Below are 12,737 nucleotides of genomic sequence, written 5' to 3'. Positions count from 1 at the left end.
GTTTGTGCGCCGCTCAGGCCCTGGTGTCCTGGGCGGAATTGCTTTCGGTTGCCCTGCGCTGACGCTGGTAGTGGCGGGCTGCTCGGGCACGGTTTCCGCATGACGGCTTGCACCATTCCTGCCGCCCGTGGCTTTTGACGAAGTAGCGCACGCAGCGGGGTGCGGTGCAGGCGCGCAGCTGCTCGCGCTGCGGGCCGCTCAGGAAGTCGATGGCGGCGCGCGCCAGGGCCGCCATGAGGCGTACCTTCGGCGCCTTCTCCGCCGACAGCAGGCGGGCTGCGGGGGCGCCTGCCGGAAGCCAGTCCAACTGTGGGACGACCGGTTCACGGGCGGCAACCGTGTTGAGGTGGTCCAATGCCTGATCGGCCGGCATCAGTCGTTGGGCGTCCGCCGAGCTGGGGGGAGCGGGGCTGACCGCGCGAGCGAACAGTGCCCGCACTGACCGGCGCAACTCGATGATCTCCAACCTGAGGCTCTCGTCTGCCGTGAGCTCTCCGGCCGGAAGATGGCCGGCCAGCAGATCGGCCTGCGCTTGGAGCCACCGTGTTGTTCCGGGTGTCGTGGTGAGGTCGTCAGTGACGCCGCCATCACCGTCGTGGCGGATCGTGCTCACCAGCTCCAGTGCCAGCCAGCGCTCCATAGTGCCTCCTTCCCTGGCCCTGCCTGACCACTTGATCACATTCCCGCGCACACTCTAGAGTCCCTAACGGTAAAACGGAGAATTCCGTTAGGCGTCGAGGCGGGGTGATGGGCCACGCCTCGCGGTGAACCGGCGGCCGGAGCCGCCGCCATGGGAGGGGACAGCCAAATGACGGTGCTGCTTGCCCAGATCAGCGACCTGCACCTGGACGGCAGTGAGAGGGCCACCGCGCGCGCAAACCGCGTTATGGACTACCTGCGGGCCCTGCCTCGCCCGGTCGATGCGGTCCTGGTCACCGGAGACATCGCCGATCACGGCGAGGAAGCCGAATACGAGGAAGCGGCACGCATCCTGACGGCCCCTTTCCCCGTACTCACCTGCCCCGGCAACCACGATGCACGTCCGGCCTACCGCAAGGCCCTGCTCGGCGAGACACCCGATCACAGGCCCGTCAACCGGATCCACCACATCAACGACACCGCCATCCTGATGTGCGACTCCACAATCCCCGGCCGCGACGAGGGACGCCTCGACGCACAGACGCTGGACTGGATCGACACCCAACTCACCGCACTGCCGCGGGACACCCCGGCTTTGATCGCCTTCCACCAGCCACCCGTCGGACTCCATCACCCGCTGCCCGACTCCTGCATGCTTGAACAGCCCGGACAACTGGCCGCGCTGTTGGACGCGCACCCGCAGGTCGTCGCCGTCCTCACCGGACACGCCCATACCGCGGCCGCCTCGACGTTTGCCGCCCGCCCGCTGATCGTCGGGCCTGCCTTCACCTGGACTCTGCGCATGCCCTGGGAAGGCGACCGCCCTGCAGACCGCGACCAGCCGCCCGGTCTCGCCTTCCACATCCTGGGCGACGACCGGCGCCTGACCACCCACTACCGCGTCGTGCTCTGATCCCGCCCGCCCGACTCGGAGGAAACGTGGTCCACCCCTACGCCGTTCTCGGGTTCCTGGCGGCACTCCTGCCTCTCGTCGCCACCCCCGGGGCCAGCCTGACCCTTCTGATTCAACATGTCATCGACACCGGCCGCCGCCAGGCTCTTCCGGTTGTCCTCGGCACGGTCACCGGCCTGTACCTCCACGCCACCCTCGCCATGATCGGCCTGTCCGCCCTGATCATGCGCTCCAGCCAGGCGTTCACAGCCGTCAAGGCCATCGGTGCCGCCTACCTCATCGGCCTGGGCCTGTGGACATGGCGCTCCGCCCTGGGAAAGGCACGCACTCCCGCCCGTCGGCGACTGCCAGTGCAGCCGAACTCCGTCTACACCCAAGCCCTGCTCGGCAACGCCCTCAACACCCAAGGCGGCCTCCATCTACCTGACCCTGGCACCCCAGTTCATCCAAGACGACCGCTCCTTCAGCAGTCAGATCCTCACCCTGGCAAGCGCCCACGCGCTGCTGACGACGCTCTGGCTCCTTGCCTGGACCGTCCTCATCCGGCGCACCTCACGCACCCTGCAAAAGCCCCGCTTCAAACGCACGACCGCCAAAATCACAGCAGTGGTGTTTCTCGCCCTCGGGATCCGAACCCTCGCAACGTAACCCCTCGTCCGTGCACCAACTGCACGAGCCCATGGTCTGGCCACCGGGAACGACATCAAGGCGGACCACAATTGGAGTTCCGGTAGCGGTCTGAGGGCCGCGCAGCCCCGTGCCGTCCTCGCTGCCGGTGGCCAGGGTCCGTCCGGGCTGAACACCACCGAGGCGACCGGGAAGCTTCCGGCCAGGTTCTTATGGACTTCGTTCCTGCGGGCATAGCGTGCCGCTTGGAAATCGGTGGGCCCTAGCCGAGCTCGTCGGCTGGCCCAACCACGCCGCGGCGGCCGATCAATACCGGTCACCCCAATCACGCACTCGACTTGATCAAGCCCGCAACCTGAGAAAACTCCAGCCCTGGTTGTGCATCGCTCAACCATCGCGTCGAGCACCATGGGGCATGCCGACAACTCCAGCCACGATCTCGAATAGTGTTGGCGGAAATGATCGACCGTTGGGCGTGGGAAGGGAATGGGCATGCCGATGCTGAAGCGTCAGGAACTCGAGATGTATGTCGAGTTCTACGCTCTTTGGGCGGAGGACGCGGAGGAGGAGCCCGGAGAGAGCCCTGAGCCCGCTGAGGATGAACTCCTTGTGCCCCGTGATCGACGTCTGTGTTTCAGGAGCGGGGGCGCACGCACCACGCCGCCTTCACGGCAGAGGTCTGGGACCAGGAGCCGCCGAAGGACGAGCGGGAGGCCTGGGAGGCATCTGCGGATGCCCAGTGGTTCTGCCAGTCCGGGGAGGTGGCCCTGTGGTCGTATGGCGGCACGAGCGAGTCGGTCGTGGAGCTGGGAACCCCGGACACGCTGTGGCGGGTGCGAGCATGCGTAACCGGCCAGGAGCGTGTACGGGAGCTCGCGCAGCAGGAGGTGCCTGCAGGCATGGAACGGTTCCTAGTGCAGTTCTGGCCGGCGTGAGTTGAGGGGGCAGGCAGCGCGACCACGCGCTGCCTGCCCCCTCAACGCTCACTTACTGGCTCTACTGAACTTGAATGCGTGATGTCGGTCTGTCGTCACACCAGGGCAATGGACCTCGTCGCGCAGAGTCCATTCAGCCGAAGTCGAGCGTCTCCTGCGCGAAGTCGGCCGGGGCCGGGCTGGGCAGGGACAGCTACTCTGAAGACCTGCGCTTCCTTGAGCGGCTCGCTAGCTCACCTGCCGGTGGTGATGAGAGCGAGATTGATCTTCCAGGTACCCGCGGTCGGTCGCGCTGCTGAGTACTTCGTCCGCGGTCGTGCCGCAGTGGGCCCAGCTGATACCGATTTTGGCCCCCACGCGCATGGCCTTCCCCTCGGCACGGATCGGCCGGATGATCTCGTTGCGCAGTCGGACGGCGAGGTCCTGGGCATCGGCCCGGCCGAGCCCGTCGGCGAGGATCACGAACTCGTCGCCGCCGAGCCGGGCGACGGTGTCGCCGTCGCGGACCTGGCGGGACAGCCGCCTGGCCACCTCGAAGCTGGGAGGATCCGTTTCTGCTTTGTCGGTGTCCAGCTGGCGGGCTCGCAGGATGGTCAAGCAGGCGTGGGCGGCCATGGCCAGGGTCATGTGGCGGTGCCAGCCGGGATAGCGGCGGACCTGGTAATCGTCCAGGCCGCATTCCTGCTTCGCGTTCTGGAAGCATTCCTCGATGGCCCATCTGCTGCCCGCGATGCGGATCAGGTCGTCGAGGGTGGTCTCGGTGGGGCAGTAGGCGATGTAGTAGGAGATCTCCCCGGGCCGGCTGACGCTGCGGCGGGCGATGACCCAGCGGCGGCGATCGGGCCGAGGCCAGGGCCGCACCTCGACGCGAGCCCAGTCGTAGATCCGCAGGCCGTGAGCCCCGGTGCCGCACGAACGGCGCTTCCACTTCTGCCGCGGCAGGCCGTTGAACAGGTCGTGGACGGGTTCGCCGAACAGATAGGGCTGTCCTTCCACACGGTGCGGACGTATCGGTGGGTGGCCGCGCGATGGCCGAACGAAGGACCAGCGCCAGGAGGGCGTCTCCTTCGAGGTCCACCGGATCCTGGCCTCGGCACCGGACGCGTACGAGTTGATCCAGCACCCGCCGGCGAACGAGCGGACGGGCCGCCGCGAGTGGAGCGGGGACGCGGCGAAGCGGGCGGCAGGCTGGTCGACCGCCACGCCCGCGACGGTGGAGGAGAAAGTCGAGGCCATCCGCGACCTCGCGCTGGACGAGCAGATGGCCGCGCAGGCGGCATGTGACCTGCTGCACCGGCCGGAGGTGGCTTTCCGCGCCATGCGGGACCGGCAGGCCCGTGAGCTGGTCAACCAGGCTCAGTTCGACCAGGCCGACCTCGCCGAGGAAGGCGGTGAGGAGGAGTGGGGGGGAGGAGAACGACGCTGACGAGGACGGCGTCGTTGATCCCGTCGCGATCGTGCGCGGGTTCCACCGGGCCATGGAGTTCACCGACTTGATCGGCGTCTGCCAGGGCTTCGTGGCCGGGGCGAGCCGGCTGGTTCCGCGGCTGCGGGGCCGGGAGTTCTCCGAGTCCCAACTCGCCCTGGTGACAAGGCAAGTAGAGAAGATCAGGGCGACGGCGGACTGGATCGAAACCGCGGTGTCCACCGGGAGGGTGGACCTGGATGAGGCACTGGCCGAGCTGCTGCGGGGCCAGTAGTCATGAAGCGGCGGGCGGGGCACCCCGCTCATGTCCATGGAGAAGCCGTACGCAAGGCCTTGGAAGAGGCACGTCCTGCCGGGCTCCACCTGAAACAGCTGGTCAAAGCCAGCAAACGCACTCCCGCGCAGGTCTGGACGGGCCTTAAGTTCCTGCGGAGTATCGCGGTCAAGGAAGGACTTCCGCCAGTGACCTTCAACCGGAAGACGGGCTTTCAGCTGTCCGAGGAGCCCGAGGTGTGGATCGCTTACGAACGCGCGGTCTTCGAGGCTGAGCTGCACCGGATCACGAACTTCATCACCGGGATCGTCGCCCCGCACACCAAGAAGACCCCGAAGGACGAGTGGGCCCGGCTGGTCCTGGAACAGCTCGGAGGGGTCAAGGCCACCCTCGAAGTCCTCACCCGCATGGAGCGCTGAGATGAACTGCACGAACGAGACACGGCCGGCGGCCGTGCGTGAGCGGCGCTACCCCACCGACATGACCGACGCCGAATGGGCCGTCCTCGAACCGCTGCTGCCCGTCCCGGCCTGCCGTCTGCCCGCGGGCGGGCGCCCCGAGGCCCATCCGCGCCGCAACGTGGTGGACGCCATCCGTTATGTCAATGACAACGGGATCAAGTGGAGGGCCGTTCCCGTCGACTTCGGCATCCCCTGGCGCACGGTCTATGGGTATTTTCAGCGCTGGCGGGCGAGCGGGGACCTGGCCCGCATCCACGCTGAGCTGCACGAACAGGTCCGTGTCCACGACGGTCTCAATCCCCGCACCGTGGCGGTGATCCTGGACTCCCAGTCCGTCAAGGGCGCGGAGACGGTGGGCCAGGACACCCGCGGCTTTGACGGTGGGAAGTTGATCAACGGGCGGAAGCGGCACCTGGCAGTCGACATGCGCGGCATGGCTCTGGCTGTCATGGTCACTCCTGCCTCGCCGCACGACAGCATCCCGGCCCGTGACCAGCTTTTCCGTCTGCGTCTGACCCATCCCGAACTCGCTGTCGCCTGGGCGGACTCCGCCTACGGCGGAACCCTCGTCGACTGGTCCCACACCTTCCTCGGCATCACCCTCAAGACGGTGCCCCCATGCAAGGACCAGGATGGATTCGCCGTGCTGGCCAAGCGGTGGAGGGTCGAGCGGGCGACTTCGTGGATCATGAGGGCACGCAGAAACGTCCGAGACTACGAGCGGCTCATCTCCCACAGCGAGGCCCACATCATGTGGACCTTCATCACCGTCATGGTGCGCCGTCTCACCCGGCCGCCCCGGCCGCGGCGTGCCGCACCGCATCCCGTCGAACCGGCCGCGATGGACGACGAGCCCAAACCCATCCGCCTTCGGACACTCCAACCGCGCGCTATTCGCCTCGCTCCGGCTGTCCTGTCCTAGCCGGGTTGCAATCAACTGTGTGCAGGAAGTGCCGCTGAGATTTATCTCGGTCCCTGAGGTGGCAGCCGCGACCCACGGGCCTTCGCCTCAGGTTGAGTTCACCTATAGGCGAATATTTAGCGTCGATGCCATGACGGAAGACGACCTCAATGGCAGGCTCCGGATCGCCGTGGTGATCGGGAGTGTGCGTAGGACAAGACTGGCTGACCCTCTCGCCGCGTGGTTGAAGCGTGAGCTCACCGCGATCGACTGGATCGACCTCGACATGATTGACCTTGCCTCGGTCTCGCTGCCGATGCATGAGATGCAGCCGGGTGGTGCAGCCGCATCCCCGATCGCGGGCCGGCTCGCGGACGCCGACGGGTTCGTATTTCTCACGCCGGAGTACAACCACAGTTTTCCAGCGTCGGTGAAGAATGTGATCGACTGGCATTTCACCGAGTGGGCGTACAAGCCGGTCGCGTTCGTCGGATACGGCGGTTCCGGCGGCGTCAGGGCCATCGAGCAGTTGCGGACGGTGTTTCCGGAGTTGCGTGCCACCACTGTCCGGGAGTCAGTTCTGCTGCCGATGGCGTGGGAGCATCTCGACGCCGATGGCAGTTTTGTTCCTCCGCCGGGTACCGTGCGGGCGCTGCACGCGACGATGAACGAGTTGCGCACGTGGGCGCGGGCGTTGCGCTCCCTCCGGGTCTCGGATCTGGCCGCTCGGGCATGAGCAAGCTGACCAGGGCGGAAGCGCGCGCCGCGATCGTGGTGGCGTTCGGCGGGTTAATGGCGGTACTGGATGCCACGATCGTCGCCGTGGCGCTGCCTCAGCTGATGGTGACGTTCGACGCGTCGTTGACCTCCGCACAATGGATCATCACCTCGTACACGCTCGCGGTGGTCGCGACGATGCCGCTGGCTGCCGGTCTTGCTGCACGCTGGGGCGCCCGTCGCATGTACCTGGGGGCGCTGGCCGGTTTCGCGGTCGCCTCCGCCGCTGCCGGGGCGTCCGGCAGCCTGGGCTGGCTGATCGCCGCGCGAGCGGCTCAGGGCCTTGGCGGTGGTCTGATGACGCCCCTCGGGATGGCGATCGGCTTCGGCGCAGTGGCGCCTGAGCGCCGAAGCCGGATGATGGCGATCACCGGCCTGCCGCTGCTGATCGGGCCGATCCTGGGCCCAATACTCGGCGCGTTGCTCCTGGACACTGGGTCGTGGCGGCCGTCGTTCTTCATCACCGTGCCGCTGGCGCTCTTGGCCACGGTCGGCACGCTGGCCTGGCTACCGGGCGATACCGCGCACGGACAACGGAGCCGGCTTGACCTGCTGGGAGCGATGCTGCTGGTTCCGGGCATCGTCGCGGTGGCCTACGGCATCAACGCCCAAGGCGGCCCGGCCTGGGTTCGGATCGCCACGGCCGCCTTCGGCGCGGTGCTGGTGGCCGTGTTCTCAGCTCGGGCGCTGACACGTCCGAAACCGCTCCTGCGCATCGGTCTTCTGCGGAATCCGACGTTCGGCCGGGGCGCCGCGGTCCTCGCTCTGTACGCGGCACCCTACTTCGGCACGGTCGTGCTGACGCCTGCCTATGTGCAGATCCTGCGCTCGGACAGCGCATCGGTCACGGCCGCGTTGATGGTTCCCGGTGCGGTCGGTATGGGGATCAGTCTGCAGTTCGCTGCCCGATACCTGGAACGGCTTGGTCCCCGGCAGGTCGTCGGCACCGGGCTCGGTCTCGCGATCGGCGCCGGTCTTGTGCAGGCGCTCATTCTCCGGCCGGACACTCCCTACCTGGTGCTCGGGCTGCTCGCATTCCTCCAAGGAGCGGGCACCGGCGCGATCATGATGCCGACGATGTCCAGTTCCAGCCGCGATCTCAACGGCCCTGACCTGGCCTCAGCCTCAGCGCTCCTGTCCCTGGTGAGCACGATCGCGAACGGCATGGGCACCGCAGCGGTCAGCGCGCTGTTCACGGTGCTGACCTCTACGATGACCGGCGGCGGGTCGCTCTCGGCTCTGGCCAGCGCCGGAGCGGCGGACAGAGCCGCGGACGCGGCCACCATCGTGGACTCCCAGCGGTTGACCCAAGCGGCGGCTCTCATGGTGATGTCGCTTGCCCTGGCCGTATGCTTGCGCTCCCCCCGCCGCACCCTCGTGATACTAGACCAGCAGAACTCATCAGCGAAGGCGGGGCAAAGGCATGACCACCACTGAGTACTCCGGCCGCGAACCGAACCATGCCTCACTGACGGTCGGACAGGTCGCCAGGGCCGCGGGGGTGACTGCCAACGCCGTCCGCTTCTACGAGCGCTACGGCGTGATCACCGGTGCCCGGAACAGCGGCAACGCCCGCCGCTTCACCGTCGACGCAATCTGCCGGATCAAACTCGCACTCGCTGCCCAACGCGTGGGAATCACCCTCAAACAGAGCGCCGACATCCTCGCCGATATCCCGCCTCTTTCACCCGATCTTGACCGGTGGGTCGCCGCGGGGGAAGAACTCGTCCGGATCGGCCGAGCCCGCATCGGCCAGCTTCAGACGACTGTGAACGAACTGGCCACGCTCGAATTCCTATACTCGAACGCGGCAGCACCCCAGCCACAGCCTTGATATTCCTGCCTTCATGACCCAACGTGCCGTCAGCCAGCCTCACTGGGCCGCACGCACGGTACGAGGCCGGAGGGCCTTCCCCCGTGATGGGTAACAGTCCCAGCCAGATCGGCGTCGCCCGGCCCCGTGCCCAACCGGTCGACGAGACCGCCGACGCCTTCGTCCTCAGCTACCGGCCGCACCGTATGCACCCACGGCAGCCTCGTGGACGCCAGCCCGACCACGGACGGATGATCGCGACCAAGCCGACATCACACATGCAAGTTCAATAGTCATCCAGGCCAGAATTACAGAACGTCACAGATCATGGGTTCTGGCACAGCTTCTGACCGCGACCGTGGACGCCAGCGACACGGCGAGCTTCGGGACCTCCGGAATTGATGAGGTGCGGGAGCTTGCACCGCGCTGCGACGACATCGTCAAGGGCTCGGCGCCGGGCTGTGTGCTGCCGTTCTTCAAGCTGGACTGGACGGTGGACACGAACTTGTGCCCGGCCGCCGGCGCGTAATACTGGTACATGCAGCAGGTGATGCCCGATCACGCCGGTTCCAGGCGGTGGGACTCGCTGATGCATTACCTGGGACCGGACACGCCGGTGAAGAACAGCGCTGGCGGTACGTGGACGTCGGACAACAGCCGTACCCGTGTGTGTGACAGCACCTGGACTGTGCACCGGTCCGACGCGTCGGTGGGGTCGGTTGACTGTGACGAGTTCGCGATGGCCTCGACGCACGAGTCCGGCGGCTTCCCCAACAGCGTGAACCTGGTGACGTCGGGCAGCAAGTGCACCCAGCTGTTCGCCGACAAGATGGGCGACGGTTCGGCGAACTTCGGCATCCTCGCCGACACCCGCACGGCGACGAACGGACCGAGCGGGACGGAGCGGTGCGGGCGTGCGGCGATCCCGAGCGTGCAGAATCAGCGGGCGTTCAGCGGGTTCCCGGCTCCGTCGTGGCGGATGCTGGACGGTGACGGGTTCTTCGTGAACCTTCCGGGGTTCGAGCATTGCACGTCGGCCGCGACGACCTGCACCTGGCGCAAGATCAGCTGACATAGCCGGCGCCTCAGCAGGTGAAGTATGAAGGAGGGCCGACCCGCCGGGCCGGCCCCCTTTTTTCTCCGGTGTGGTCAGCCGGTCAGGGGCTGCCACCGCTCTTCCTGCACGGAGTCGAGCCTGCTGCCCCACACCAGCGCCCCACCGACCAGGCCGGGCTTGTCCCGCGTGGCCAGCGCCGGGGCCTCGAGCATGTCGGCGACGTCTTCCAGATAGGTGACCAGCGTGTCGCGCTCGTCCCCGGACCCTTCGTTGTAGCGGGACCAACGGCCCAGGTAGCCGGTCGCGGCGTCCACGTACAGGCCCGAGGTGCGGTCAGCCGGGCCGTAGGGGACCACAGGAATCCAGGCTGGCTTCCACACGGTGATCCGGTCGTACTCCGGACGGCGGGCGTTGAGGGTGTCCTGGTGGGCCTGGGAGTCCAACTGCTCCCGGTAGAAGTCGGCTACCTCGTGCAGGCTCATCAGCGCCTGGTTGCCGGGCAGACATCCCCCGCCGTCGACCCCCTTGTCGCCTGCGGTCAAACGCGACAGGGCGCGCAGGTCTGCGGGTATCCGGATGCCGAGGTCGCCTTCCAGTGCAGTGATGGCGGCAAGGCTCGCGCCTGCGCGAAGCGCAGCGTGGGAGTCGGGGGCATTGCCCTGAAGCCAGCGGGTGATGCGCTGCCAGGCGTCGGAGATCTCCCGTCCTGTGACCTCGTCGTAACCAGGGGGCTCCTCCTAGTCCTGGGCGTCCGCGGCGAGTTCGGCAGAGGAGGCGGCCAGGTTCACGTACCGGATCTCGATCCGGTCAGGCCCAGGGATGTAGCCGATAGCCAGGTCGGGGCAGTCCTCGAACAGATCGCCGTCGACCATCACGGTGAGAATGCCGGGCGTCCCCGAGGGCCGGCCCATGTCCGGGTCGTCGGCCAGCTGGCCGGCCAGGACCTTCAGGGCGTAGGGGACGCCGGCCCCGAGCTGGGTGGCGGTGTCACGCACGTGCTGGGGGATCTCGACGATCACGGCCTGCTGCTCCTTGCTGGTCGGATGGAGAACGCTGCCGCTCACACAGTAGGACGCCCGCGGAGATGCTGCGCGCGGCTCGGGACGACGTCGCCCAAGTGGTCACCGAAAGCTACGCGGTGACGCTGCTGGCCATCGAGCTGCAGGGCGGGCGAAGCGGCGTCGCAGTGCACTACGGCGCAACCATTTAGTTGGGGCATGACGCCGTAGGAGTAGGAGGGTGGATGCGATCGCCGTCGGTGTTGCCGCAAGCCAGCGTCCGGCCAGCGCGGCTGCCGTGGTGCACTGCGCCGTGTCGGCATGCCAGCTGGGACGCGGCAGCGGGGCGCTGGTCGACGCGGATGCTGGAGGATTCGACGGTACTGGTGCGGTGGCGCAGGGCGAAGTGATGGCTGGCCCGGGTGCAGGTGGTCTTCTCCAGCTCCTGAGCCGAAGCACGGTTAGGCATCAACGTCAGGGCTCAGCCCCCTCGTTCCGGTACCAATGACGTCAACGGCAGGTCTCACTGAGGCGGTTGCCGCTGGTTCCCGGCGCATTAGCAGATATAACGATCTGCCATGACGAACATCGCGGCGCCGAGCGAGACCTTCTGGACTGCCCTGGGCGCAGTGGGTGCCATGCTCGCCCTCCCGACCGCCCTCTTCATCGGATGGCTCGGCTACCGAGCTGTCTGGCCGCGACGGCGCATCGAGTGGTCGGCACGGGTCAGCCCGCTCACACACACCGCCGCACACGGCGCCTTGACCATCACGCATGGCAGCACAACGCTGAGCAACCCGCACGTGGTGGAGATCGACCTGTCCAACGCCGGCAACAAGGACCTGGAAACCGCACAGTTCAACGGCCAGCCCATAGAGATCACGTCTACAGCCGACGTGGTCGCCGTCCTCAACCAGACGTCAAGACCCACCTCCCAGCGCGTACTGGCCGCCACCCCCCAGGCCAACGCCGTCAGCCTGGCCCCCGCAACTCCCCTTCACCAAGGCCAGACACTGACCTACGTCATCCTGGTCGACGGCCCCGACCCGCAGATCGACCTGCGCGCATCGGCGAGCAACACCCGCATCAAACGCCAGACCCGGTTGACACCCGACGAGATCATCCGCATGTACTACGCCCGCATGTCCCAGGTCGTGGGGGCCAGTGCTGGAACCGGTGTCCTCTACCTCATCACCCTGCTGATCTTCAGGGCCTGAGTGTGCGATGACGCGAGCCCGGCACTTCTCGCACGCAACAGCTGGCACCGGGCCATACACACAACAACGCGAAGGCGGAGCCTCCAAGACCGGGAGCTCCGCCTTCGTCGTACGGCTCTTCCAACAGCTCGAAATCCGGCGAACTGGTTGAGCACCATCCAGACCTCGCTGCCGTCAGGACCGTAGGGTCAGCACCTCGTTCTCATCCGTCTGCGTGGCCCACAGGACCGTCTTCCCTTCGGCTTCGTCGGCTCGAAAGCCTGCTGGACGGACGGCTCAACGACGTGAACTGCAGCAGCATTGCCGAACCGGTCGGGAACACCGACGCTGCCGAGAGTGGCGGCTCCTCAATGAATGTTGGACGTGCGGCAGGTGGCGTTTCGTCGCTGCCCGAACGAGTGTGCTGACCACTCGTCAACCACGGGGCTTCGATGGCCAGTTGACCTCGTTGGAGACACGGTTCCCACCGATGGCTCCGGCAAGCCGAAACTGCTGCTGCGCAACGCCCACTCCCCCGCCGTACTCGGCTGATCACCCTTGACTAGGTGTGCTGCTGGGACACGTTGGTGACGCGGCTGGCTGGGGTTTGGCCGGTAATTCCGGGGTGGGGTCGATGGTGGTTGTACCAGTCCGGCCAGTCAGGAAACGGCGCCTGGCGTTCGGCCGCGCGGTTGATGAGCTCGCCGAACCAGCGCGCCG

The 12,737-nt window shown here is 67.1% G+C and carries 18 protein-coding genes and 1 pseudogene; 14 read left to right on the top strand and 5 right to left on the bottom strand.

What is annotated here, in order from left to right; translation table 11 throughout:
• Positions 1 to 13 precede the first annotated feature (13 nt).
• Entirely contained in the window at positions 14 to 640 is a 627-nt protein-coding gene (locus EJ357_RS47395) for a CGNR zinc finger domain-containing protein (RefSeq protein ID WP_126398989.1), read from the bottom strand.
• 168 nt (positions 641 to 808) lie between these two features.
• Between EJ357_RS47395 and EJ357_RS47390 the strand changes: the two genes are divergently transcribed.
• The 3 genes from EJ357_RS47390 to EJ357_RS47380 all read left to right on the top strand — a co-directional run bounded on the left by EJ357_RS47390 (position 809) and on the right by EJ357_RS47380 (position 3,114).
• Positions 809 to 1,552 carry a metallophosphoesterase gene (locus EJ357_RS47390; RefSeq protein WP_126398986.1) on the top strand — a complete coding sequence of 248 codons (744 nt, stop codon included), beginning with the start codon at positions 809 to 811 and terminating at the stop codon, positions 1,550 to 1,552.
• 26 nt (positions 1,553 to 1,578) lie between these two features.
• Positions 1,579 to 2,286: a LysE family translocator gene (locus EJ357_RS47385; RefSeq protein WP_228472861.1), complete on the top strand. Its 708-nt coding sequence runs from the start codon at positions 1,579 to 1,581 to the stop codon at positions 2,284 to 2,286.
• Positions 2,287 to 2,808: 522 nt separating this feature from the next.
• Positions 2,809 to 3,114, top strand: a complete 306-nt coding sequence (locus tag EJ357_RS47380) for a hypothetical protein (protein ID WP_126398984.1) — start codon at positions 2,809 to 2,811, stop codon at positions 3,112 to 3,114.
• Between the two features lie 228 nt (positions 3,115 to 3,342).
• On the opposite strand, the gene EJ357_RS50945 is transcribed toward EJ357_RS47380, so the two are convergent.
• On the bottom strand, positions 3,343 to 4,110 hold the full coding sequence (locus EJ357_RS50945) for an IS701 family transposase (RefSeq protein ID WP_456114831.1): 768 nt from the start codon (positions 4,108 to 4,110) through the stop codon (positions 3,343 to 3,345).
• 13 nt (positions 4,111 to 4,123) lie between these two features.
• Between EJ357_RS50945 and EJ357_RS50420 the strand changes: the two genes are divergently transcribed.
• The 9 genes from EJ357_RS50420 to EJ357_RS47330 all read left to right on the top strand — a co-directional run bounded on the left by EJ357_RS50420 (position 4,124) and on the right by EJ357_RS47330 (position 9,838).
• Positions 4,124 to 4,540 carry a DUF6192 family protein gene (locus EJ357_RS50420; RefSeq protein WP_267132874.1) on the top strand — a complete coding sequence of 139 codons (417 nt, stop codon included), beginning with the start codon at positions 4,124 to 4,126 and terminating at the stop codon, positions 4,538 to 4,540.
• A gap of 31 nt (positions 4,541 to 4,571) precedes the next feature.
• Positions 4,572 to 4,814 (top strand): DUF6192 family protein, encoded by a 243-nt coding sequence (locus tag EJ357_RS50415; RefSeq protein ID WP_175647794.1) that lies wholly within the window; start codon positions 4,572 to 4,574, stop codon positions 4,812 to 4,814.
• A 188-nt stretch (positions 4,815 to 5,002) separates the two neighbouring features.
• The gene (locus EJ357_RS47355) at positions 5,003 to 5,233 is read left to right on the top strand and encodes a hypothetical protein (protein ID WP_126398978.1); all 231 of its coding nucleotides are present in this window, start codon (positions 5,003 to 5,005) and stop codon (positions 5,231 to 5,233) included.
• 34 nt (positions 5,234 to 5,267) lie between these two features.
• Positions 5,268 to 6,197: an IS5 family transposase gene (locus EJ357_RS47350; RefSeq protein WP_323378098.1), complete on the top strand. Its 930-nt coding sequence runs from the start codon at positions 5,268 to 5,270 to the stop codon at positions 6,195 to 6,197.
• Positions 6,198 to 6,327: 130 nt separating this feature from the next.
• On the top strand, positions 6,328 to 6,912 hold the full coding sequence (locus tag EJ357_RS47345; RefSeq protein ID WP_126398974.1) for an NADPH-dependent FMN reductase: 585 nt from the start codon (positions 6,328 to 6,330) through the stop codon (positions 6,910 to 6,912).
• Positions 6,909 to 8,390 (top strand): DHA2 family efflux MFS transporter permease subunit, encoded by a 1,482-nt coding sequence (locus EJ357_RS47340; RefSeq protein ID WP_126398972.1) that lies wholly within the window; start codon positions 6,909 to 6,911, stop codon positions 8,388 to 8,390. Before EJ357_RS47345 ends, EJ357_RS47340 begins: the two co-directional genes overlap by 4 nt.
• Positions 8,377 to 8,787 carry a MerR family transcriptional regulator gene (locus EJ357_RS47335; RefSeq protein WP_126398970.1) on the top strand — a complete coding sequence of 137 codons (411 nt, stop codon included), beginning with the start codon at positions 8,377 to 8,379 and terminating at the stop codon, positions 8,785 to 8,787. Before EJ357_RS47340 ends, EJ357_RS47335 begins: the two co-directional genes overlap by 14 nt.
• A 337-nt stretch (positions 8,788 to 9,124) precedes the next feature.
• Positions 9,125 to 9,295 carry a hypothetical protein gene (locus EJ357_RS48805; protein WP_175647793.1) on the top strand — a complete coding sequence of 57 codons (171 nt, stop codon included), beginning with the start codon at positions 9,125 to 9,127 and terminating at the stop codon, positions 9,293 to 9,295.
• Positions 9,296 to 9,505: 210 nt separating this feature from the next.
• The gene (locus tag EJ357_RS47330) at positions 9,506 to 9,838 is read left to right on the top strand and encodes a hypothetical protein (RefSeq protein ID WP_126398967.1); all 333 of its coding nucleotides are present in this window, start codon (positions 9,506 to 9,508) and stop codon (positions 9,836 to 9,838) included.
• A 77-nt stretch (positions 9,839 to 9,915) separates the two neighbouring features.
• On the opposite strand, the gene EJ357_RS50110 is transcribed toward EJ357_RS47330, so the two are convergent.
• A complete protein-coding gene (locus EJ357_RS50110; RefSeq protein ID WP_228473253.1) occupies positions 9,916 to 10,500 on the bottom strand; it encodes an SMI1/KNR4 family protein in 585 nt (194 codons plus the stop codon).
• A gap of 60 nt (positions 10,501 to 10,560) precedes the next feature.
• Entirely contained in the window at positions 10,561 to 10,887 is a 327-nt protein-coding gene (locus EJ357_RS50105) for a hypothetical protein (protein ID WP_228472860.1), read from the bottom strand.
• A 20-nt stretch (positions 10,888 to 10,907) separates the two neighbouring features.
• Here EJ357_RS50105 and EJ357_RS50410 point away from each other — a divergent pair, with 20 nt between their 5' ends.
• Both EJ357_RS50410 and EJ357_RS47320 read left to right on the top strand, forming a co-directional pair.
• Positions 10,908 to 11,033: a hypothetical protein gene (locus EJ357_RS50410; protein WP_267132837.1), complete on the top strand. Its 126-nt coding sequence runs from the start codon at positions 10,908 to 10,910 to the stop codon at positions 11,031 to 11,033.
• A 366-nt stretch (positions 11,034 to 11,399) separates the two neighbouring features.
• Entirely contained in the window at positions 11,400 to 12,038 is a 639-nt protein-coding gene (locus EJ357_RS47320) for a hypothetical protein (protein ID WP_126398965.1), read from the top strand.
• 541 nt (positions 12,039 to 12,579) lie between these two features.
• On the opposite strand, the pseudogene EJ357_RS50100 reads toward EJ357_RS47320, so the two are convergent.
• Positions 12,580 to 12,702, bottom strand: a pseudogene (locus EJ357_RS50100) (IS481 family transposase); the annotation flags it as partial.
• Positions 12,703 to 12,737: the final 35 nt, after the last annotated feature.

Source organism: Streptomyces cyaneochromogenes (assembly GCF_003963535.1).
GTDB lineage: Bacteria > Actinomycetota > Actinomycetes > Streptomycetales > Streptomycetaceae > Streptomyces > Streptomyces shaanxiensis.
The sequence above is the reverse complement of the archived record's forward strand: the minus strand, read 5'-3'. Positions and strand labels throughout refer to the sequence as shown.